The sequence below is a fragment of the Desulforhopalus glucosivorans genome, from assembly GCF_054397165.1.
The window spans coordinates 4,157,778-4,179,340 of sequence record NZ_AP044854.1; the positions used below are offsets into that span (position 1 = coordinate 4,157,778).

Sequence of the window (21,563 nt, forward strand, 5' to 3'; positions counted from 1 at the left end):
CAGAACTCAAAACCAATTGTAATCAACCTTACCTGAGAGTCAAAATATAAACAGTTATATCCTGTTACTGTCGTGCTGTTCTGTTATTTTCTGTCAGGCAACTCTCCTCCGTTGATCGAAAAGGGTTAATATCTATGCCGCCCCGTCTGGTAAAGCGCGCATATACTGAGAGTTTTTCCAGGGAACAATGATTCATCAAGTCAACAAAGATCTGCTCAACACAGTTCTCATGAAACCCTGTGTGTTCCCTAAATGATATAATATAACGAAGAAGGCCCCTGTGACTGATTGCCTGTCCAGAGTAGTCTATAATCACTGTTCCCCAATCCGGTTGACCAGTGACAGGGCAGTTAGAACGGAGCAGGTTTGAATAGATACATTCCTCAACACTTTCCTCTTCACATATAAGAAAGGATGTGTTGTGGCTATAACAGTCAGTTTCTATCTGTACATCATCTATACACAGCCCCTGGGGTTCATTAAACCGGCACTCTTCAAATGTTCCTGGTAATTTTAGATCTACACGAACGTCCCCTACGGCCACTTTTTTCAGGTCCTTCTCTATGGTCTGTGAAACCAGTTCTGGGGAGTGAAAACGTGTCTGGTTAAAAGAGTTCAGATAGAGTTTTAAGGATTTTGATTCGACTATATTAAGGGACTCTATGGAAAACACAATTTCGGCAATAGCAATTCGAGGCTTGCCACCTGGCTCAAGCCATGAAATTTCATAGGCATTCCAGATATCCTGACCGAAAAAAGGTACTTTTTCCTGAAGACCTATGGCCTCTCGCCCAAGGTCTCTTGGAACCGGAAAGAGCAGTTCGGGTTTATAGGTGGAAATATAGGACACCTCTTTACCTAAGGGGATATTATTCATCGTTACACCCTATATTCCGTTGGATCCAACCCTTCGTCTTTTCTAAGGGCATACTTTCGTTCATCGCAGGCACCACAGGTTCCACAGTGGATTTCCTCCCCCTTATAGCAGGTCCAGGTGGCCGAAAAATCTACCTTCAAGGTTCTTCCCAGATCTCCGATATCCCGTTTGTCCATCCGGGCGTATGGGAACTGAATAGTCACCTTGCCGTCTGTTCCGAGCTCCACTGCCTTTGCGAATGTATCATTAAATTCAGGCCTGCAGTCGGGGTAGATAAAGTGATCCCCGGCATGGGAACCAAGAACAATTGTTGCAGCACCAATAGATTCTGCATAGCCCGCTGCAATGGATAGCATAATTCCGTTTCGAAAAGGAACCACTGTACTTTTCATCGTTGGCTCATCATAGGCACCATCAGGAACCTCATCACCTGAGGTAAGAAGACTTGAGGAAAACAGCTCTCCCACAAAGGGTAGCGGGATAACCCTGTGACTGATCCCCAGTTTATCACAAACCGCCTTTGCAAGAGGCAGCTCACGCCCGTTATGTTTTGAACCGTAGTCAAAACTTACAGCCGCAACCTTATCAAACTGAGCCACACAATCGGTGAGAAGAACCGTTGAATCCATCCCTCCGGAAAGAATCACAAGACAATCATACATTTTCACACTCCTTTTCTGTCATCAAATGCCAGAGTATGCAATCGGGGGGAAAAATTATATCCCCGCGCAACGCAGTAGTTCCAAAGATTTTCCATACGTTCCAGTTGAGCCACGCGGGTAGTCCCCTGCGCCATTATCCATACCTTCGATGGTGGAATCTCCCACTGGGCTATAAAGTCGTCCACCGGTTCAAAGTTATTATCTATCACAAACTTAAAGGCATCAATTGTGTCGCAGCTCTGCTCTTTGAAGCACCATGTAGTATCCAGGTACTTTGGCGAACAAACAACAAAACCTCCTGAATCTTCAGGGATGACAAGTTTACCACTGGTCTCATATTGCAGCGTACAGCCATGATGAATGAGCTTTTTCGACAGCTCCTGCAAGCCGGAGGACCACTGCAAAAAAGGCTCACCTCCAGTCACAACGACAAAACTGATATTATAGGCAAGGATCTGTCCCATGATATCACCTACCACAAACCTGTCGCCAGTCTCCCAGGCAAAGCTAGAATCACACCATGGGCAAAATGGCGGTATGCAACGGCTTAGGCGAACAAACACAGCCGGTCTTCCGGCAAAGGGCCCTTCTCCCTGGAGTGAAGCAAAGATTTCAGTTAACTCAAGCATCTCCGGTAACCGTAGCCCAGGATGTGGGTGTCTCATAAAGAACTACAGAGCGTATGGTAATCCCTTGGGCTTCAAGTCTACCGGAAAGACGCGTAAAAATATGGGATGCCATCACTTCGGCTGTTGGAGGAAGAGTTGTGAATTCTTCAAACTCGTTGAGCATAGAGTGATCGTATCGATCAAGCACGAGTTCACAAACAATGCTTTTCAGTTTAGAAAAATGAATAATCATACCAGTGTCATCAAGTGGACCTGTGACAGTGATACGAAGCAGATAGGTGTGACCATGAATTTTGCAGCACTTGCCGAAAATTTCATGGTTTTCTTCTGGAGTGCGATCACCGAGATAAAGCCTGTGGGCTGCATCAAAGGTGAATTCCTTGGTAATGGAAATCATATAACCACCAACCCCTGTTTTCAGGGGATAGGTACCGAATTGCATTCTTTACAAAAGGTAAAGCCTGCGTCGGTACATTTCATTTAAGTGAGGGATAATTTATATCGCGGGATGCCACTCGTCCGCCAATCGCATGGTTATGTACACGAGGTTCTGTGAATAATCAACGACTGTTTTTGTTTTTTTCTTCTTTTATCATGGTACAAGTTACTCAAAAATGAAACGTCCTAGACCTTAACCGACCTCCAATTACGGGACTCGTTTGAGATATTCACTGGGACTACTACCGAAATAACGTTTAAACTCGCGGCTGAATTGTGCAGCACTCTCATACCCCACAACATTTGCGGCCTCTCCCACCCGAACACTTCTCTCCAGGAGTAACTCCCGCGCCTTATTCAGCCTGATCTTTTTAATATACTGTACTGGTGAAGAAGAGGTCACATCCTGAAAAGAACGGTGGAAGGCGGACGGACTCATGTTAACCAGGGAAGCGAGGCTCTCAACAGGCAGGGTTTCCTTATAGCCCGAATGTATTCTTTTGAGTGCTTTGTCAATTCGAGCAAGGTTTGTGTTCTTCATGGCAAGAGCATACAAAGAGGCAGCATTTTCACCACACATGATTCTAAAGAGGAGTTCCGCCACAAGATTTTTCCCAAGTACGCTCGCCTCCATGGGTGATTGCAGGCTACTCAGAAGCCTGTATACCACATCCTTTATCACCGGAGTTGCACGGGCCGTATAGATACTCTCATGTTTTTGATCCCCTGCAAGCATCGCGTGATCAATATGCTCGTCCATCTGGGCAATTAAATAATTCAACATGCCTATATTTATATCCACCATCATCCCCAGTAACGGCTTTTCCTTCGTGGCAAAGGTTTCGCACTCTGCCGGGATAGGGACCGAAAGAACCAGATAATTATTGGGATTATATTCATGCACTGTATCCCCTAAAAAGACACGTTTCTCACCCTGGCCGACAATTACGACCCCCTGATTATAACAGAGCGGCTCCCTGCCCCTATACTCAGTAGTTTTGTAGATACTGACTCCCTCAAGGGTCGTCTGATTCAATCCTTCCCTGTGCGCCAGTTTTGCCATAAGGGTTGCTGTTGTATCCATCTTTCACCTCTTTTTTTGGTCTTTTGCTCCTCAGCACAACATAAAGCAGAACTCATAAAAGAAACAATAAAAGTAGGATTAGGCAAATTATTGCGAGTTTTATACCTTTTCATTCCACTTTTTCGACCTAAAATGTCACCTGTACTCAAAGCGACACCGTAAAGATTTACCAACATCCCATATACAACAAAGGAGCGTATAATGTTAAATTTTAATTTTTATAACCCAACCCAGATCGCCTTTGGTAAAGGTCAACTCGAACAACTTGACGCCCTCGTACCAAAAGATGCCAAAATTCTTATCACCTATGGCGGCGGTTCCGCCAAAAAGACAGGTGTTCTTGATAGGGTTCAAAATGAATTAGCTAAATCAGATAGAGAGGTTCTGGAGTTTGGTGGTATTGGTGCTAACCCGCAGTTCTCCGTGCTTATGCAGGCTGTTGAGATAGTTCGAAAGGAAAAGGTTGATTTTCTATTGGCCGTGGGTGGTGGATCAGTAATGGACGGAACCAAATTTATCGCCATAGCTGCCAATGCAAACGAATATATCGGTAAAGAACGCGAACTACTCAAATTTGGTTTCACTCCAGTACCTGTTGAAAACGTCGTTCCCCTTGCCACAGTGCTCACGCTTCCTGCAACCGGTTCTGAGATGAACAATGGCGCGGTGATTAGTGATGGGGAAGACAAGCTACCGGTGTTTAGCCCACACACCTTCCCCAAATTCTCAATTCTGGACCCTGAACTCACCTATACACTCCCATCAACCCAGATAACAAACGGTGTGGTGGATACCTTTGTTCACACCCTGGAACAGTATATAACCTACCCGGCAGAGGCAAGATTCCAGGACAGGACTGCGGAAGGCATCCTGCACACCCTCATTGAAATCGGACAACAAACCATCGAGAATCCAGAAGATTACGATGCACGGGCCAATCTTGTCTGGTGCGCCACCATGGCACTCAATGGTCTGATCGGAGCGGGTGTCCCTCAGGACTGGACCACCCACATGATCGGCCATGAAATCACCGCACTCTTTGGTGTTGATCACGCCAAGAGTCTTGCTGTAATTCAACCCGCGGTATGGAAGGTTCGGAAAAAACAAAAGCGGGCAAAGTTACTTCAGTACGGTGAAAGGGTATGGGGAATCGTTGAAGGTAGTGAAGAAGAGAGACTTGATGCGACCATTGCCAAAACGGAAGAATTCTTCCAAAGCCTTGGCATGAAGACCCGCCTTGCAGATCACAATATTGATGCAGGTGGGATTGACAAAATCCTAAAGTCTCTGGAAAAACATGGCATGACCGCGCTCTCCGAGACCCAGGATATCACCCTTGAGACCTCAAAAGAGATTCTAGAAGCTGCTCTATAATCTCAGCTACGACTGAGAATCCCTATGTTGATGAAACTGGAGGCCTGGTATCAAACCGAGCCTCCAGATATATCATATTGTTCTCGAATTTTTCTTTAACCTCATAATCAAGACTATTAAATAGTTTCACCATCCGCTTATTCTCTTTTGAGGTATAGGCAGTGAGCCCTTCAATCCCATTAATTTTTGCCGCTTCCGCCAGCTTTTTAATAATGATGGAAGAAAGTCCCTTCCCCTGCCACTCTTTATCCACAGAAAAAGAAATTTCAGCAAGATTGGATTCAGGGTTGAGATAATATTCTCCCATAGCTAGTATCTTTTCAAAACCCTGCTGTCCCTCCACTACGACAAGAGTCAAATCGTTGAGATAATCAATTATGAAAGTGCGCTCGATCTGCTTACTGACAAAGCTGGTTTTCTCATGGAAAAATCTTGAAATAACATCTGTTTTATCAAGACCATAGTAATGTTCCTGTATGGGCCGCTCATCGGTGGGCTTCACCGGCCTGAAGGTTATTTTTTTCCCATCAATTATTCTGCTCTCCTCTAAGCCCAAGGGATAGATAGAGTGTATTTCTTCTCTTAGGGTTCGTTCGGGGCCAAGCAACCCTAGTTTTTTTGCCTCATCAAAGAGCCAATCCCTGAAATCCGGATGAGATATAGAGATAAGGGCCGTTGCCCTTTCCTGAATAGACTTGCCAAAGAGATTTACCGAGCCAAATTCAGTGACCACATACTGCACTTCACTGCGAGGCACGACCACAGCACTATTTTGCAGAGTTGGAACAATCCGGCTTCCTTTTTTATTATCTTTTGTCGCCGTCAGCATAAGAATAGACTTCCCCTCATTTGACATTGACGCACCACGAAAGAAATCCTGCATTCCCGTGACCCCAGAAAAATTATTAAACTGCAGGGCGTCCGCCGTTACCTGACCCGTGAGGTCAATCTCACGTCCGATATTCATGGCCACCATCTTGTTATTTCTGGCAATCCGCCTCGGATCGTTAACATATTGAGAGGGATGGAACTCCACAGCAGAATTGTAATCGAGCAGATCATACAGGTCCTGATTTCCAATGGCGTTGCTGCAGATAATCTTCCCGTCATTATAGCCTTTAACCTTATTGGTCACCACGCCCATGGCCACAAGCTTCATTATTGTGTTCGTCACATACTGGGTATGAATCCCCAGATCATTTTTTTCCAGAAGGGCCTGTATATTCGCACTAGAAGTCCCGCCAAGCGACATCTGCATGGTGGAACCATCATCCACCAGCCTAGATACATAGCGGGCAATCATCTCAGCTGACTCAACATCGGGGTAGGTGCCGATTTCTATCAAGTTCTCATCATGCTCCACAAAAAAGTCGATATCGTTTACATGGATTGAACTCCGCCCCAAGACCCTCGGCATTTTCCTATTTACCTGGGCAATAACAACATCGGCGGCTTCAGCCGCGGATGCTGTAACATCAACGGAGATCCCTAGACTCATCCAGCCAAAATCATCAGGAGGACTTACTTGAATGAGCGCCACCTGAATGGGAAGTAGCCTTGATTTAATCAGCTTGTGTACATCGGAGAGGTTGATAGGAGTAATGAACCGCAAATCTCCCTGGAAGCTTTTCGAGTTGGCGGAACCAAGATAAAACGAGCGAATATTGAGGTTTTGCGATTTTGATTTTTCAGCGATTCTGGAAAGAGAAGTGGACTCTCCACTGAACATTCGAACAATTTCAAGGTCGGTGAAACTCCTGCTGGCATCGGCAAGACCCTTGACTAAGTGCTGTGGCTCGCCGCAGGAGGAGCCTATAAAAATCCGCTGCCCTGATTGGATCTTTGAAATGGCTTCAACCACCGACAGCTTGTTTCTCTGGTAGTTATCCGCCCAATACCCCGATTCGCGCATAGTCATACTCCCTATTCGGAATGAAACTGCACTCTACCACTTCAGTATAAGCCCATCTCTCTTCATACTATTGGTTCTACAGATTTTTAGCAAGGTCAAGAGAGTCCACAGAACCTCAACCATACCTATCTCCACTTACTCATATTCTTCGTGGCACATTCCTTGATGTCCACCCAAACTACTGGACAAAACAACTATCTGGTTATATGGATATATCAATACATTTTCGATTTTCACAGAGCAAAACTACAGGAATATTTTGAACTTAACCAAATACAAAGATATGTCTCTAAAAGAGATCATGGCCAAGGCATCTCCACCAAGATCTGGGGATATACTGGCCGGGGTTGCTGCAGTGAGTGAAGAGGAGCGCGTTCTGGCCCAGATGGCTCTTGCTGAAATCCCTCTCTCAAGGTTCTTGCATGATTTTGTGGTGCCCTATGAGAAAGATGAGGTAACCAGGCTCAATATTGATGAGCATGATGCAACAGCTTTTGCGCCAATCAGCAACCTTAGTGTTGGAGAATTCAGGGACTGGCTACTGACAGATGAGGCAACTACAAAAGAGCTCACAGCCCTTGCTCCGGGCATAACCCCGGAGATGGCTGCAGCCGTATGTAAACTCATGAGGGTACAGGATCTGATTTTAGTAGCAGCCAAATGCCAGGTTGTTACAAAATTTCGTAACACCATTGGTGGCTCTGGTACGTTTTCAGTACGATTACAACCAAACCACCCAACCGATGACCTGCAGGGTATTGCCGCCTCCACACTGGATGGTCTCTGTTATGGCTGTGGGGATGCGGTTATCGGTATCAACCCCGCCACTGATAATGTCGACAACATTTGTCGTTTGCTCCACATGCTTGACGATTTGATTGTCAGGTACAAAATTCCAACACAACACTGTATCCTGACCCATGTGACCACCACCATGGAGGCAATAGAGGCGGGAGCCCCGGTGGATCTCTGTTTTCAGTCCATCGCAGGTACTGAACAGGCTAACTCCAGTTTTGGGATTAACCTGGCATTGTTAGAAGAGGCCATGCAGGCCACACAAGCACTTGGTCGGGGAACAATTGGAAATAATGTAATGTATTTTGAAACGGGCCAGGGAAGTGCCCTCTCTGCCAACGCCCATCATGGAGTGGACCAGCAGACACTTGAGGCCAGGGCCTATGGTGTCGCAAGAAAGTTCAATCCCTTACTGGTCAACAGTGTTGTTGGTTTCATCGGTCCTGAGTACTTGTACAATGGAAAACAGATCCAGCGAGCTGGGCTTGAAGATCATTTCTGCGGCAAACTTCTCGGCCTGCCCATGGGCGTGGACGTCTGCTATACCAACCACGCCGAAGCGGATCAGGATGATATGGATACGCTACTCACCCTGCTTGGTAATGCGGGCTGTAATTTTATTATGGGCGTACCGGGAGCCGATGACATCATGTTGAACTACCAGTCAACATCCTTCCATGATGCGGCATACCTGAGAAAGCTACTGGGGCTTAAACCTGCTCCGGAATTCCAGGCATGGCTTGAGACATTAACGATCCACGACAAGAGTGGTCGACTGCAACCAATCCAACAATCAAACAAACTGCTCGGCCTCAACGTTGGGGTTACAAGATGACAAAACTTCATACATCAGTAGCTGAGCCAGACCCTTGGATTGGACTGAAAAAATTTACCGAAGCTCGAATTGCCCCTGGCCGGTGTGGCACAAGCCTTCCACTTAAGGAGTGCCTGGAGTTCAAACTCGCCCATGCCAAGGCAAGGGATGCTGTACATCAACCGGTACAGATAGAGATGCTTGCCGGGGAGCTTACGGCTGCAAGATATCCTGTCGTACAGCTCACCAGTAGTGTAGGTGACAGAGCAGAGTACCTCACCCGCCCCGATAAGGGCAGGTGCCTTAGTTCCGAATCAAAAAAGTTACTTGAACAACAAAAACAAAACTATGACATCGCGGTGATTATCGTCGATGGTCTTTCGGCACCAGCAGTACATCAGAGTGCTGTGACTGTAACCTGTGGCCTGCTGGATATCATCAAGACTACCAATCTCACCTTCGCCCCCGTAAGCCTTGTTAAAAATGGCAGGGTTGCCATTGGAGACGAGATCGCCAGCCTGCTTAATGCAACAATATCAATGGTACTTATCGGTGAACGGCCAGGTCTCAGTTCCCCCAACTCCCTTGGGGCCTACCTTACCTACAACCCCGTCCCCGGCACCACTGATGAGGCTCGAAATTGCATATCAAATATCCGCGAAGGGGGCCTGAATATTCCTGAGGCAATCAGAAAGATTTCTTACCTGATCGAAATGGCTCTCAAAAAAAAAGTCACTGGCGTTACGCTAAAGGATAAGATGGCCAGTAACTACCTTCCTATGGTGGGGCTCATCAGTACCTTACTCCCCAAAAGCTGTCACAACAAACAAGAAACCTGAAACAATATTTTGGAATCGGTAGGTTAGGAACTTACACCAGATAGTGAACGTAGTAAGACCTTAAAACCACTTATACCCCCTTGTGGGGTGTTGGTGTTCCCTCCAACCACCTGAACATGGGTTTGCTATTTTACCTCCCCAGTTTTTCTTCTTTTTTGAAAGACAATGTCCAATTCCAGCTCCTGACCTGCACGGAGCACTGTCACAGTAAGGGGAGTTCCAGCCGGCTTGTTGCGGATATCTTTAAATATTACGGTGAGTAGACTCGCTGTAGCTTCACCCCATTTTACTACACGATCACCAGTCTTAAACCCCATACTTTCACCTATGGAATCTGGCGCAACATACTGCACGACGGGCCCCGGCCATTGGTTTGTGTGTTTTGTTTCTTCATTATCATTGTTAAGAGTCACTCCCCAACGATACTTTTTTGACCCCGGTTTTGGGCGCGGAGGAGCTTTCATAATCCCTTCATACTCTTTACCATCCCGCTCATAACGATAGTGCACATCAAGCCCTGGACGGACATGTTCCATTCTATCCATAATGGTGTGGACTATGGGAAAGGTACATAAATCCCAACTGGTTATAACATCTCCAACCTGCATACCTGTTTGGGCAAAGGCGCTGGACTTTCCATGGATTTCCGAGACAATGGAACCCCTGTCAGCGTAACTGAACTGTAGCCCCCAGTCGTGGTAATAGGGAATGCCTTGGTGACTAAATTGCTCTTCATTGTATCTCCTGAACCACATTTTTTTAAAGCCGAAGAGATATTTTGCGATACCAGATTGTTCAAACCGTTCCAAATGGATATACCAGATGTTACCATAAGTGTGTCCCAATGCTTCCCCAATGGCTCGAAGATCAATCCTCCACTTATTGTCTTCTCCCTTTTCAAAAACAAAGGGATCACACTCTCTTTGTGCCAGATCATAGAGTAGAACCGCCAAATTGCCGTCCTTATTGTAGACAACCTCATCAATTTCACATGTGTCATACCTTTTGATACTATTCATTCTCTGGGCCCGTGTGCTGATCATGCTTTGCATATGTTTTCTGGATTCTGGAGTCAGCACATCCCAGTCACCCATATCACTTTTAGCAAAGTTATTAAACATCCTCTGGAGGGATTCTTCCGGGGTTTCAGCAGCATAAACCTGTTTAATGGTAACAGTTTGCTCTTTATCTGTCGTGTTACTCACTTGATCCTGATCTTCATTAAGATTCACCTGGACCTTGGCACCTCCTCCGATACTGCCTTTAAACTCAATGGACTGGAACTCATTTTTCTTGGCAGCATCAATGGCTCGTATTCTTATCAATTCAGTGGTGGCAAAAATACCATCAGCAAGCCGATTTTTTTCAAAAAAAGGAACCATCTGATTCCGCTCGATCTGTCCCACAAATATGTCAGTAAACACTGACTCAAGGTTTCCGGAAACCTCAATTCGAGTCTGCTCTCCTAAGGTATCCAGAATAAAAAGAAGCCCCCTATTTGTTGAACTGAGGGAGCCAACCTGTTCTGTACCAAATATTTCAGCGGCATACAGATCAATATCCACGGCTCTGTTTAACGTTATAACCCGGATATCAATATCGTGATTTTCAAGTACCCAGTTGTGGTATTCTTCCAGACTGGAAATCTGATCATTATCGAGTAACCGTGCTTCATCGATGATAAGGTTGGCGGATGGCCTCCTCTCACTGTTTCTAAAAATGGTTGTTTCACTAACCAGCCAAAAGATGGCACAGCCAAACAAAACGAGTAAAAGTCCAATTCTTGTTTTCATAAATTGATTCTGTATGGAAGAGTTTGAAATGTATCGCCCCCAATTAACGTGGAGCAATTCAACAGGTAGTATTGACAGATACTACGTACTCTAGAGTAGAGCAGGCAGAATTGATAATACACTGATTATGTTAGGAATTCTACAACGAGTATTAAGAAAGGTTGACACCCTTCCCTGCACCCTCCACCATCCAGGCCCGAGTTCCCTTTACTGTACAAGATTGCGAAGCAACAGTAGCAGCCATTTGTAAACTTTCAAAAAAGTCTTCGAACTGGATAAAATGGCTAAATGCGCCGTGCAGAATGTCTCCAGCGCCAAGGGTGTCGACCACGTCAACATCTTCAACCACAATCTCCCGCTCTACCCCGTCCATCCATGCGTAGATGGGAGCTCCCCCTCCGGTGATGGCTATATTGCGAATACCTCTCTTTCTTAGATATAAAACGACCTCATCCCTTCTGTTACAGCCAGGAGGAATGAAATTGGCAGAACAGATACCGTAGTCGACCATCGGGAGAAGTTCTTCGAGACCCTCTTTCCAACTACCACCATCTAAGACCACTGGTATCCCCAGGTTCTTCGACTGCTCAGCGAGTTGCAATGCCTGGGGAAGATAAAAGCCATCTAACATGACAACCGATGTATCTCCCTCCAGCTCTATAGCAACATCCGAAATGAGCTTTCGCCCTGTGGTATCACTGTAGACAACACTTCTATCGCCACTACTTTCATCAATAATTATGGAGGAGAGTACAGGAAGCAGCTCTGGATCTGCGGCCAGATCAACAATATCAACGCTATGTTTTTCAAGGTCATCTTTGGCAAGATCAGCGAGCGACTGTTTTCCAAGAGCGGTAATAAGTTGTACATCATTGCCAAAGGCCCCGTAGGCCACTGCCGCATTTGCAGCGGGCCCCCCGGCATAAACCATCTGATCCCCTGCCCTTAACTTTTCGTTGCTGGCTGGGTACCGACTCACATAGTTGAAAATATCGATGGTGGTAAGTCCAAGAAATACTCCCCTTCCCATTACATTCCCTCCAACCAATATCCCGTCGTTACAGGTGGCAATTTCATGTAATTGCTGTTACTTCCAAGCCTTTAAAAACTGGAGAAGTACTTCTGCTGCGTTATTTGCTGCCAGCTTGAAAAAGGTTTCCATTTCATTTTCTCTTTCCCCACCACCAGCTAAATCTGATAGAGAACGAAATATAATATAGGGAATATCAGAAACATAGGCCACATGAGCCACCGCAGCGGATTCCATATCAAGGCAGTCTGCTTCAAATGTTGCAAATACCCACTCCCGATACGCCGCATTATCAACGAAGGTCATACCCGAGACACCTCTTCCCCCAACAACAAGTTTTGGTGCATGGGAAAGCCTTGCTCCGTCAAATGTGTCTTGAAGCTGGACACCACTGATATTTCTCGCCACAGCAAGCAGATCGTTATCCACTTCAAACCAGAACTTGTGCTCTGTACCATTTACGCCTTCCAAGCGTCCATGGGTGACATCCACATTCTGTGGAAACATCATGCCAAATCCCGGGTAAATTTGCTTATGCCAGCCAAGGTCAAATCCTTTCTCAGTCTTTCTTGCAAAGATAGCCTCCTGATACTGTGCCCACCTTGCTGGAATAGTCACATCTCCAATGTTGAGCTTGGGATTAACCCCGCCAGCAATACCGCTAAAAAGAATATGGGTAATATTAAAATTATCCAGAGCCATCTGGGTGGTCATTGCCGCATTAACCATGCTTATTCCGGAAAGAAATAGAACCACCTTCTTTCCTTCAATTTCACAGAGGGTAAAGCTCCTGCCATTAATGACACGCTCTTCTTCAATTATTGCCTGGGATTTTAATTTTTCAATCTCTGGACCAAAGGCTGAGATAATTGCAACTCTCTCAGTCTGCACAGCTCCTCCTGCAGCCTGGTCAACACTGGCGATAACTGAAATCATCAAAAAACTGAGTAATGTTAATATAGAGATACTGTTTTTCATGTTCATTCTTCCTACCTGTAATTTTGTTCAATAAAGGCTTCACTTTTCTGTTCCCAAAATAGACCTAACAAAATTTCGACAACGATCCAAGGTATTCCTTAAAAACGCTGACTGACTGCCACTGGCGGCCTGCGCTGGCCAGGCATTACTATCCGTGCAGCCAATCTATCTAGTGAAGACAATCTAAAAATGGTATGATAGATCAAGTCTTTTCGACAACAGCAAAAAGGGAGACAACTACGACGTGATATGAGTACGCCGGAAACCATACTCCAATTTGGCCTGACTGACGTTGAGTCAAACCTTATTAAGAGCCTCACCTCATCTTTTGTGGTCGATAGAGTCTCGCTCACCATCCAGACAACCCGAAGTTTTCTTGCGGATTTTCCTAAAAATAAGCTCTGCCTTGTGGTGTACCGCGTCAGAGACAAAAACAAAGAAGATGGAGTCATTCGCCTTATCCGTGATTTTATCGGGCCGCTTATTCCCATCCTCCTGCTGATACCAAAGAAAAGGCGAACAGAAACCAAGAAGTATCTACAGTCGGGAGCTGATGATTTCATAATACTCCCTCTCAATCCGAATCAATTTTCCATCAGCTTTCTGGTACTCTTTGAGATCGGCCAGACCATTGCAAGTCAACGCCGCCGTATGGAAAAAGAGAGCAATAGTACCAAAGAAATTCCCAGCCAGCCACCCTGGCACAGGGCCATCCAATATCTGCAGGCGGGCCTGAATTACTTTACTCCAAAATCACTTACCACAACGAAGCAAACCGAATACATTTTTGATAAATGGCGCTATGTGAAGCGACTGGGTCTTGGAGGATTTGGAGTTGTCTATCTGGTGGAGGAGATCGGCAGCAAGAGGCGGGCTGTTGCAAAACTCCCCCACTCAATGCAGATGAATCTCCGCGTTCTCAGGTCTGCAGCCATTCTCAAAAGGCTGGTTCATCATCCAAATATTGTTCACTTGATTGAGATCGTAAAAGATCACGGAAAGTTTATCCTGATCCAGGAGTATGTGGAAGGCCCAACCTTGCAAGAACTTTTAGGCCAGGGCATTTCGCCTGTTGACCGGGAGAGCTACTTCCTCCAACTTCTCTCAGTTGTCTCCTACAGCCATAAACATAAAATTCTCCACAGGGATATTAAGCCTGAGAATATATTAATTAACAGCAGTGGTCAGATCAAACTACTCGACTTCGGAATCGCCAGGGATCTTTCATGGCAAACTGCTGAAGGGGGCTCTGAAGGTACTGTTAACTTTATGCCGCCAGAACAGTTCCATGGAAAAGCCTCTATAGCAAGTGACGTATGGGCACTTGGGGTTATTCTCTATATTTTTGCAACCAATAGCACCCCCTATGACCAACAGATGAGTGGTTATCCCGTTGATATCGAGACAACACTTGCCAGTCGCAGACCATCAACTGTGCAGGAGGATTTCAGCCCACATCTGGAGGCCATTATTATGCAGTGCCTTGAAAAAGATGTAGAACGTCGCTACCAGGATGCTACCCAGCTCGAAGACCATTTAAGATGGGCCTTCCCGGAATTTGGAAAAGGGGCGACCCTGCCCTATTTCCCTATAAACCGCTGAACAGTCGTTTGGCAAAGACCTCAGGTAAACCTGCCTGCAAAATTTTTTCTGCTGCTCGGCCGATGTTATAACTTATCCGGTAAAACTCCACCTGCTTTTTGTGACTGTCATGAATCAGATAGGCGGCTCGCGTATCACCGTCTCTTGGTTGGCCAATACTACCACCATTAAAGATCTGGCGATTTATCTCAGCCACAGGAACCACCGTTGAATGTTCCGGGGAACGTAAATAGACACAGAAAAAATTCTTCCTCGTTATGGCAATGGGAACATGGGTGTGCCCCACAAAGAGGACCTTTGCCTTTGACCTGGCAAAGGAGCTTGAGATATAACTCTTTTCCGCCACATAGTACCATCTTCTGGTCTTATAGGGAGTGGAGTGGCAGTAGCTGACCTCCCCATCATGGATTATATCTTCCATGCTCCCGAGAAAAAACATCGCAGCTTTAGAGAGATTCAGTCTTGTCCAGTTGATAACCCGTCGCCCGTCATTATTCATATTAATGGGGATATCCAGAACGGCGGCATCATGATTCCCAAGGATACAGGGACAGGACAGAGATTGAAGAATTTCCACACACTCGTTGGGGCTGGCGCCATAACCTACCACATCTCCGAGACAGACATAGTTATCCACCCCAGCCTTTTCTGCATGGTATAATACCGCTTCAAAAGCTTCGAGATTTGCATGTATATCTGATAATACAGCAGTTCTCATTGGGCACCGTTAGGGTTTATTCGCTCAGTGAAAATAACCTGAGAAAGAGAAATTTATTCGTAAAGCTACACCATTTACATGGGTCAATCAGTTTAGCTTTACCAGCAAATTTCTCTTTCTTTTGGACCTGTTTTTTACTATTGCTGTTACAGACAATCACCGTTCATTCTTAACAGGATTTTTGAATCAATGCTTACTAAAGAAGACTCTTCAACACTAAAAAACTACCTGGCCCTTGCCCCCAACCCAGAAGGAACCTTCACCTATGAGGAGTTACAGGGATACCTCTTTGGCCTTGCAATGACCCCTGGAATACTGCTACCCAGCGACTGGGTTCCAGTCATATTTGGCGATGAGGCCCCAGTATTCGACTCCGAAGGCCAGGTTGAGGCTATGCACAGTTGTCTTATTCAAGTATACAGCACACTGAGTGCCGCTTTCCAGCAGCAAAAACTTGATTTTCCATTTGATTTAAATGATCTGGACACCGATTCCATTGAAGTCCTCTACGCCTGGGTTTCTGGATTTGAAGAAGCATTGGCGATTAAAGAGGAAACCTGGGATCCTGAAGAGTACGACGATCTACCTGAAAAACATACAGAACAGCTCTACCACAGTCTTATGACAATCCAGGGCCTTGTTGACCCTGCTGAAGTAATGGACTTTTTTGAGAACATGCCTTTAGAGGCTTTTCAAGAGGTTTTCCCTGACAGAGAGAGTTCTCCTGAAGACCGGGAGATGCAGATCCAGATGTTCCTTCTCGCCTCCCTCCCACTGGCCATTGAAACACTACAGGACCATGCACGCATGGTTGAGGGCGCACTACTTGAGGCAGAAACAGCAAAACCTGCAAGTCCTGTTAAAAAAGGCTCCGGATCAAACAAATCTAATATTATTGAAGTGGATTTTGGTCAAAAGAAATGAGTCCCACAAACCCTGAATTACAGCTCGGCGATTCCTTTGTCAGGGATACGGGCTGTAGTGTCTTTTTAACAGGAAAGGCTGGAACCGGCAAAACCACGTTTCTCCATAATCTAAAAAAAGATTGTGAAAAACGAATGGTCGTCACTGCTCCCACGGGTGTTGCCGCCATTAACGCGGGAGGTGTCACCCTCCACTCTTTTTTCCAGATGCCCTTTGGACCTTTTATCCCAGGTAGCGAGCATACCAGACAACATAAGTTTAACAGGGAAAAGATCAATATCATCAAAAGCCTCGACCTGCTGGTCATTGATGAGATCAGTATGGTTCGGGCCGATCTTCTTGATGGAGTTGATAGCGTACTCAGGCGCTATCGCAGGTCCAACCTCGCTTTTGGAGGCGTACAGTTACTGCTCATTGGAGATCTGCACCAGCTTGCACCGGTTGTGAAAAATGAAGACTGGCGTATTCTCAACCCCTACTACGATTCTCCCTATTTTTTTTCCAGCCAGGCCCTTGCAAAGACCGAACTGATCTCAATTGAACTACAGCACATCTACCGCCAGGCAGACTCTGAATTTATTGCTCTACTCAATAAGGTGAGGGATAATAAACTCGACCAGGAAAGCCTTACAACGCTCAATGCCCGTTATATTAAAGACTTTGAGACTGAACAAGGAGTTGGTGAAGGTTATATTACTCTCTGCACCCACAATAATAGCGCCGATCGCATAAACAATACACGGCTGGAGCAACTGAAACAGAAAACCCACCGCTTTAAGGCCGAAGTCGAGGGGGAATTTCCGGAACACTCTTACCCAACACCATCCACCCTGGAACTCAAAGTTGATGCCCAGGTTATGTTTATGCGTAATGATGTCTCCCATGAAAAGCGCTTTTTCAATGGAAAGATCGGTAAAATAACCCGCATCTCAGGGGACAGCATCTGGATCAAATGCAGGGATGACAACGATGAGATTATGGTTGAGCCTGCGACTTGGGAAAATATAGACTATACCCTTGATCAGGAAACCATGGAGGTCAGTGAGAATAAGGTGGGGGCCTTTGTACAATACCCGTTGAAACTTGCCTGGGCCATCACCATCCATAAAAGCCAGGGACTCACCTTTGATAATGCAATAATTGACGCCCAGTCCTCATTTGCCCATGGCCAGGTGTATGTAGCGCTGAGTCGCTGCAGGACCCTCGAAGGTATGGTCCTCAGCAGTCCTCTTGCAAAGCACTCCATTAAAACAGATCCCACCATACGTGAGTTTACAGAACAGGCCGGGCAAAATATTCCAACTAAAGAAAAACTTGCCCTTGCTAAGATTCGCTACCAGCAAAATCTCCTGCTGGACTGTTTTGATTTCCAGCGTCTTGGCAACCTCTTTGCCAGACTAACCTCTCTTGTACAGCGCAACCGGGAGGCACTGCTTCTCAAAGGAGCTGATGATATTACAGGCATCCAGAAGTCTATTATGGAAGAGATAACGGTTGTGGGAGCAAACTTTGGCGCCCAACTGCGAGGCCTGTTTCGTGATGATCTGCTCCCGGCAGAAGATCCTGTAATCATTGAGCGACTTGGGAAGGCCTCAAGGTACTTTAAGGAAAAACTGAAAATCCATGTTGCCGACCATCTTGCTAAAATTAGTCTTGAGACGGATAACAAAGAGATTCGCAAAAAAAGCCGCAACACTCTTAATTACCTCAAGGAAGAATCCTCAGTAAAAACGGCTGCCGTGACCTCCTGTGCTGAAGGTTTTGACACTGCAAAATACCTGCGAGCCATCTCCAAGGCGGAGGTTACAACAAAGAAAAAAGCGGTTAAGGCTCCTGCAATTACCTACACTGAAACAGACGTTGACCATCCAAAACTCTATAAAAAGCTACGAGACTGGCGAGATAAAAAGGCAAAGGGAGAAAACCTCACGCCCTTTCAAGTGATGCACCTTAAAACCATCATTCAAATTGCTGTCAATCTCCCCGACACCCCGGCTGCACTTATAAAGATTAAAGGTATCGGAGAACGACTCATCTCACGTTACGGGGATGAAATCGTCAACATGGTGAGGGAGTACAGAGAAAAAAACAATATAGAAAACGTTCAGTTACCAGTAGTACAGGATCTCTTATCTTACTCGGAGCAGGAAGGAAAACAGATAAAAGACACCAAGCGACAGAGTCTGGAGCTTTTTGAGTCCGGTATGAAACTAAAAGAAATAGCCAAAAATCGAGGACTGTCCCCTACCACGATAGAGAGTCATCTTGCCCACTATGTTGCAAGGGGTGATATTGACATAGATAGTCTAGTGAATAAGGACAAACTTGATACAATTATCACTGCACTTAAAAAGAAAAAGACAAAAAAAATCAGTGATATTAAAGCTGAACTTGGTAAAGAATATAGCTACGGTGAGATTAAACTTACTCTGGCTTATCTTGAATGCCATCCTGAATAATTGGTCGTTTTTTACAACAGAAAAATGGAGCTACCATGTTTGAGAAAATAGTCATCCTCACAGGTGCCGGCATAAGTGCCGAAAGCGGCCTTGGAACCTTTCGTGGAGCCGGGGGCCTTTGGGAAGGGCACAGAGTCGAAGATGTTGCAACCCCTCAGGCCTTTGAAAAAGACCCTGTTCTTGTTCAGAATTTTTACAACGCACGGCGTAAACAACTCATCGAAGAAGCACACCCCAATGACGCCCATCTGTTTCTTGCCGAGTTCGAGGAAAAATTCACTAATAGGGGTGGCGAGTTCCTCCTTGTTACCCAGAATGTAGATGATCTCCATGACCGTGCTGGCAGTAAAAACCTCATCCATATGCACGGAGAATTGCTTAAAGCCAGATGCAGCAGCAGCGGCAAGGTTCGGGAGTGCAGGGAAGACCTGACTGACACGGACTGGCGGCCACACATCGTCTGGTTTGGAGAGATGCCTCTTGAGATGGAGAGAATCTACCGTGCCATTGAGCAATGTGATCTCTTTGTAGCCATTGGCACCTCGGGCCACGTTTATCCAGCAGCCGGCTTTGTTGAACTTGCCATGAACAGCTGCTCCCACACTGTTGAAATCAATCTTGAAACCAGTAAAGCCTCATCACGGTTCCATGAGCAGGTGATTGGCCCTGCCACTGTTTCAGTTGCAGATTATTTTTCACAACTGCTCCCGAAATAGGTCAAAGTTAAAAGAAGGAGGCGACAGGAAAAGGTTGATGAGAAATTTTGTGGTCGTGAAGAACCATCTCAAACAACAGCAAGAAAGGAAATACAAAATTACAAATCATTAACATTAGTATTGACTAACAAACCGTACGGACTTTGCTATACGTTTATTACGTTACCACAGTACGAACCTATCCAGAATATCTCTATGGACAAGTTGATTCAAGGTAATGTCACACTTCTTATTTCTTCTGTCCCGCAGACGTCGTGCCGCAGGGGTAATCAACTGTCTACCTGACGCAATAAGCTACAACTATCTCGAAAAATCTAATCCCGATGAACGGGATGCATCCCTTGAGCTCTCAATATACACAAAATTGACCATCCAAGGTTGTAATTAAAGTATCACTTCTGTAAAATATATGTAGCAAATACTATACATGTAGAACAAAGGATACATAACTATGTCCACTATTTCTGAAAAAAATCATTCAAATCATACATTCCACAGCCCCAAAAAACTTTCCACCAAGCAACAGCTTGATATCTTGCACCTCATCTTTGACCATATTGATAACGGAGCCTGTGTTGTCGACGCGAACGGTTTTATTACTCACTTCAATAGTCCCTACGGTACATTTCTGGGGGTGAACCCAAAAGAGCAGATCGGCAAACATGTAACCGAAGTCGTGGAAAATACCCGGTTGCATATTGTCGCCAAAACCGGCAAGACAGAGGTGAGTGCAAGCCAGCCTATCAACGGCCAGGAAATGATTGTGCAGCGGATACCTGTGATGGAGAATGGTCGCGTCATAGCTGTCTATGGTCAGGTAATGTTCAAAGATATAAAAGACATAAACACCCTTGCCGCAAAGTTATCTGACCTGCGTAGTAGGGTTAAACGCTATGAAAAAGAACTCAGCTCCCTCCGCTCAACCAGGTACACTTTCGATTCAATAATTGGACATTCACAGGCGATTGAAGATTTAAAAAAAGAGGCGAACAGGGCCACAAAATGTTTACTCCCTGTCCTTATTACAGGGGAGTCAGGAACTGGAAAAGAGCTTTTTGCCCAGGCAATCCATAGCGGTAGCCGCAGGCAAAATAGGCCATTTATCCGGGTTAACTGCGCAGCAATCCCAAAGGACCTGCTCGAAGCTGAACTCTTTGGCTACGATAGGGGCGCCTTTACAGGGGCCAAGAGTTCCGGCAAAAAAGGAAAATTTGAGCTTGCAGATCAAGGAACCATTTTCCTGGACGAAATTGGAGACCTCCCCCTTGAAATGCAACCCAAGCTCTTGCGTGTTCTTGAAGAGCGAGAATTCGAACGAATTGGTAGCAACAAGGTTATTAGAGCAGACTTCCGGCTTGTCGCAGCGTCAAACCAGAAGCTCAAAGAGATGGTGGATGCAGGGACCTTTCGGGCTGATCTCTACTACCGCCTTAATGTGATCCCCATCGAGATACCACCACTACGTGAAAGACGCGAAGATATCGTTCTCTTAAGCCATCATCTCCTTGAAAAATCACTGGAGGGAAGTGGTCAACAGGTGAACCTGAGTTCCGGTGCGGAAAAACTACTGAGTAACCATGACTGGCCCGGTAACGTCCGTGAGCTGAGTAACGTAGTCGAGCGCACCCTTGCATCCATTGATGGTTCTGAGATTAACCCAAGTGATCTCCCCTTCTACCTCAATAAAGGAGAGAAAATCATTGAGACAGCCGAAGGTTCTCTGCTCAAAGAGGTCGTAGCAAAGGCTGAGAAAGCCGCCATCTCTGATGCCCTGAAGCTCACCGGTTACAACAAGGTTAAGGCTGCAAAAATACTAGGGATACATAGGACACTGCTTTACAAAAAAGCTCAAAAATACAGTATCCCACTTACAGGAGGATAAACTCTCCTGTAAGTGGTGTTGACCCGATTACTAAAAG

The 21,563-nt window shown here is 45.7% G+C and carries 18 protein-coding genes; 8 read left to right on the top strand and 10 right to left on the bottom strand.

The genetic code is table 11. The features are described 5' to 3' along the window. Nucleotides 1-64: 64 nt before the first annotated feature. From queF to ACX6CI_RS17905, 5 genes are all read right to left on the bottom strand, one after another. The gene (gene queF / locus ACX6CI_RS17885; protein ID WP_458775020.1) at nucleotides 65-877 is read right to left on the bottom strand and encodes an NADPH-dependent 7-cyano-7-deazaguanine reductase QueF; all 813 of its coding nucleotides are present in this window, start codon (nucleotides 875-877) and stop codon (nucleotides 65-67) included. A 2-nt stretch (nucleotides 878-879) separates the two neighbouring features. Continuing rightward, entirely contained in the window at nucleotides 880-1,539 is a 660-nt protein-coding gene (gene queC / locus ACX6CI_RS17890; RefSeq protein WP_458775021.1) for a 7-cyano-7-deazaguanine synthase QueC, read from the bottom strand. Between the two features lie 2 nt (nucleotides 1,540-1,541). After that, entirely contained in the window at nucleotides 1,542-2,204 is a 663-nt protein-coding gene (locus ACX6CI_RS17895; protein WP_458775022.1) for a 7-carboxy-7-deazaguanine synthase QueE, read from the bottom strand. Then, nucleotides 2,161-2,565, bottom strand: a complete 405-nt coding sequence (locus tag ACX6CI_RS17900) for a 6-pyruvoyl trahydropterin synthase family protein (RefSeq protein WP_458775023.1) — start codon at nucleotides 2,563-2,565, stop codon at nucleotides 2,161-2,163. The genes ACX6CI_RS17895 and ACX6CI_RS17900 overlap by 44 nt, the downstream gene beginning before the upstream one ends. 249 nt (nucleotides 2,566-2,814) lie before the next feature. Beyond that, the gene (locus ACX6CI_RS17905; protein WP_458775024.1) at nucleotides 2,815-3,690 is read right to left on the bottom strand and encodes an AraC family transcriptional regulator; all 876 of its coding nucleotides are present in this window, start codon (nucleotides 3,688-3,690) and stop codon (nucleotides 2,815-2,817) included. 201 nt (nucleotides 3,691-3,891) lie between these two features. Between ACX6CI_RS17905 and ACX6CI_RS17910 the strand changes: the two genes are divergently transcribed. Continuing rightward, complete coding sequence (locus ACX6CI_RS17910) at nucleotides 3,892-5,064, top strand: iron-containing alcohol dehydrogenase (protein ID WP_458775025.1); 1,173 nt, start codon at nucleotides 3,892-3,894, stop codon at nucleotides 5,062-5,064. A 22-nt stretch (nucleotides 5,065-5,086) separates the two neighbouring features. Here the strand turns inward: ACX6CI_RS17910 and ACX6CI_RS17915 are convergent, their stop codons facing one another. Next, nucleotides 5,087-6,982, bottom strand: a complete 1,896-nt coding sequence (locus ACX6CI_RS17915; RefSeq protein ID WP_458775026.1) for a GNAT family N-acetyltransferase — start codon at nucleotides 6,980-6,982, stop codon at nucleotides 5,087-5,089. A gap of 277 nt (nucleotides 6,983-7,259) precedes the next feature. On the opposite strand from ACX6CI_RS17915, the gene ACX6CI_RS17920 reads away from it, so the two are divergent. Together ACX6CI_RS17920 and eutC are read left to right on the top strand one after the other, a co-directional pair. Further along, the gene (locus ACX6CI_RS17920) at nucleotides 7,260-8,606 is read left to right on the top strand and encodes an ethanolamine ammonia-lyase subunit EutB (protein WP_458778484.1); all 1,347 of its coding nucleotides are present in this window, start codon (nucleotides 7,260-7,262) and stop codon (nucleotides 8,604-8,606) included. Continuing rightward, nucleotides 8,603-9,424, top strand: a complete 822-nt coding sequence (eutC, locus tag ACX6CI_RS17925) for an ethanolamine ammonia-lyase subunit EutC (RefSeq protein ID WP_458775027.1) — start codon at nucleotides 8,603-8,605, stop codon at nucleotides 9,422-9,424. Before ACX6CI_RS17920 ends, eutC begins: the two co-directional genes overlap by 4 nt. A 125-nt stretch (nucleotides 9,425-9,549) precedes the next feature. Here the strand turns inward: eutC and ACX6CI_RS17930 are convergent, their stop codons facing one another. From ACX6CI_RS17930 to ACX6CI_RS17940, 3 genes are all read right to left on the bottom strand, one after another. Next, entirely contained in the window at nucleotides 9,550-11,217 is a 1,668-nt protein-coding gene (locus tag ACX6CI_RS17930) for a TPM domain-containing protein (RefSeq protein ID WP_458775028.1), read from the bottom strand. Between the two features lie 151 nt (nucleotides 11,218-11,368). Beyond that, a complete protein-coding gene (locus ACX6CI_RS17935; RefSeq protein WP_458775029.1) occupies nucleotides 11,369-12,247 on the bottom strand; it encodes a PfkB family carbohydrate kinase in 879 nt (292 codons plus the stop codon). Between the two features lie 57 nt (nucleotides 12,248-12,304). After that, nucleotides 12,305-13,225: a 5'-methylthioadenosine/S-adenosylhomocysteine nucleosidase gene (locus tag ACX6CI_RS17940; RefSeq protein WP_458775030.1), complete on the bottom strand. Its 921-nt coding sequence runs from the start codon at nucleotides 13,223-13,225 to the stop codon at nucleotides 12,305-12,307. 249 nt (nucleotides 13,226-13,474) lie between these two features. Between ACX6CI_RS17940 and ACX6CI_RS17945 the strand changes: the two genes are divergently transcribed. Next, nucleotides 13,475-14,827 carry a serine/threonine protein kinase gene (locus tag ACX6CI_RS17945; protein WP_458775031.1) on the top strand — a complete coding sequence of 451 codons (1,353 nt, stop codon included), beginning with the start codon at nucleotides 13,475-13,477 and terminating at the stop codon, nucleotides 14,825-14,827. Here the strand turns inward: ACX6CI_RS17945 and ACX6CI_RS17950 are convergent. Next, nucleotides 14,814-15,545: a metallophosphoesterase family protein gene (locus ACX6CI_RS17950; RefSeq protein ID WP_458775032.1), complete on the bottom strand. Its 732-nt coding sequence runs from the start codon at nucleotides 15,543-15,545 to the stop codon at nucleotides 14,814-14,816. The two genes, ACX6CI_RS17945 and ACX6CI_RS17950, sit on opposite strands and share 14 nt — an antisense overlap. Before the next feature lie 189 nt (nucleotides 15,546-15,734). Between ACX6CI_RS17950 and ACX6CI_RS17955 the strand changes: the two genes are divergently transcribed. The 4 genes from ACX6CI_RS17955 to ACX6CI_RS17970 all read left to right on the top strand — a co-directional run bounded on the left by ACX6CI_RS17955 (nucleotide 15,735) and on the right by ACX6CI_RS17970 (nucleotide 21,526). Then, nucleotides 15,735-16,469: a YecA/YgfB family protein gene (locus tag ACX6CI_RS17955; RefSeq protein ID WP_458775033.1), complete on the top strand. Its 735-nt coding sequence runs from the start codon at nucleotides 15,735-15,737 to the stop codon at nucleotides 16,467-16,469. After that, nucleotides 16,466-18,928 carry a helix-turn-helix domain-containing protein gene (locus tag ACX6CI_RS17960; RefSeq protein WP_458775034.1) on the top strand — a complete coding sequence of 821 codons (2,463 nt, stop codon included), beginning with the start codon at nucleotides 16,466-16,468 and terminating at the stop codon, nucleotides 18,926-18,928. The genes ACX6CI_RS17955 and ACX6CI_RS17960 overlap by 4 nt, the downstream gene beginning before the upstream one ends. 35 nt (nucleotides 18,929-18,963) lie before the next feature. Further along, the gene (locus ACX6CI_RS17965) at nucleotides 18,964-19,644 is read left to right on the top strand and encodes an NAD-dependent deacylase (protein WP_458775035.1); all 681 of its coding nucleotides are present in this window, start codon (nucleotides 18,964-18,966) and stop codon (nucleotides 19,642-19,644) included. Between the two features lie 451 nt (nucleotides 19,645-20,095). Further along, on the top strand, nucleotides 20,096-21,526 hold the full coding sequence (locus ACX6CI_RS17970) for a sigma-54 interaction domain-containing protein (protein WP_458775036.1): 1,431 nt from the start codon (nucleotides 20,096-20,098) through the stop codon (nucleotides 21,524-21,526). Nucleotides 21,527-21,563: the final 37 nt, after the last annotated feature.

What these genes read in the sequence shown, in the direction of transcription:
- queF (WP_458775020.1), bottom strand. Translation starts at nt 877, where the DNA reads ATGAATAATATCCCCTTAGGTAAAGAGGTGTCCTATATTTCCACCTAT.
- queC (WP_458775021.1), bottom strand. Translation starts at nt 1,539, where the DNA reads ATGTATGATTGTCTTGTGATTCTTTCCGGAGGGATGGATTCAACGGTT.
- ACX6CI_RS17895 (WP_458775022.1), bottom strand. Translation starts at nt 2,204, where the DNA reads ATGAGACACCCACATCCTGGGCTACGGTTACCGGAGATGCTTGAGTTA.
- ACX6CI_RS17900 (WP_458775023.1), bottom strand. Translation starts at nt 2,565, where the DNA reads ATGATTTCCATTACCAAGGAATTCACCTTTGATGCAGCCCACAGGCTT.
- ACX6CI_RS17905 (WP_458775024.1), bottom strand. Translation starts at nt 3,690, where the DNA reads ATGGATACAACAGCAACCCTTATGGCAAAACTGGCGCACAGGGAAGGA.
- ACX6CI_RS17910 (WP_458775025.1), top strand. Translation starts at nt 3,892, where the DNA reads ATGTTAAATTTTAATTTTTATAACCCAACCCAGATCGCCTTTGGTAAA.
- ACX6CI_RS17915 (WP_458775026.1), bottom strand. Translation starts at nt 6,982, where the DNA reads ATGACTATGCGCGAATCGGGGTATTGGGCGGATAACTACCAGAGAAAC.
- ACX6CI_RS17920 (WP_458778484.1), top strand. Translation starts at nt 7,260, where the DNA reads ATGTCTCTAAAAGAGATCATGGCCAAGGCATCTCCACCAAGATCTGGG.
- eutC (WP_458775027.1), top strand. Translation starts at nt 8,603, where the DNA reads ATGACAAAACTTCATACATCAGTAGCTGAGCCAGACCCTTGGATTGGA.
- ACX6CI_RS17930 (WP_458775028.1), bottom strand. Translation starts at nt 11,217, where the DNA reads ATGAAAACAAGAATTGGACTTTTACTCGTTTTGTTTGGCTGTGCCATC.
- ACX6CI_RS17935 (WP_458775029.1), bottom strand. Translation starts at nt 12,247, where the DNA reads ATGGGAAGGGGAGTATTTCTTGGACTTACCACCATCGATATTTTCAAC.
- ACX6CI_RS17940 (WP_458775030.1), bottom strand. Translation starts at nt 13,225, where the DNA reads ATGAAAAACAGTATCTCTATATTAACATTACTCAGTTTTTTGATGATT.
- ACX6CI_RS17945 (WP_458775031.1), top strand. Translation starts at nt 13,475, where the DNA reads ATGAGTACGCCGGAAACCATACTCCAATTTGGCCTGACTGACGTTGAG.
- ACX6CI_RS17950 (WP_458775032.1), bottom strand. Translation starts at nt 15,545, where the DNA reads ATGAGAACTGCTGTATTATCAGATATACATGCAAATCTCGAAGCTTTT.
- ACX6CI_RS17955 (WP_458775033.1), top strand. Translation starts at nt 15,735, where the DNA reads ATGCTTACTAAAGAAGACTCTTCAACACTAAAAAACTACCTGGCCCTT.
- ACX6CI_RS17960 (WP_458775034.1), top strand. Translation starts at nt 16,466, where the DNA reads ATGAGTCCCACAAACCCTGAATTACAGCTCGGCGATTCCTTTGTCAGG.
- ACX6CI_RS17965 (WP_458775035.1), top strand. Translation starts at nt 18,964, where the DNA reads ATGTTTGAGAAAATAGTCATCCTCACAGGTGCCGGCATAAGTGCCGAA.
- ACX6CI_RS17970 (WP_458775036.1), top strand. Translation starts at nt 20,096, where the DNA reads ATGTCCACTATTTCTGAAAAAAATCATTCAAATCATACATTCCACAGC.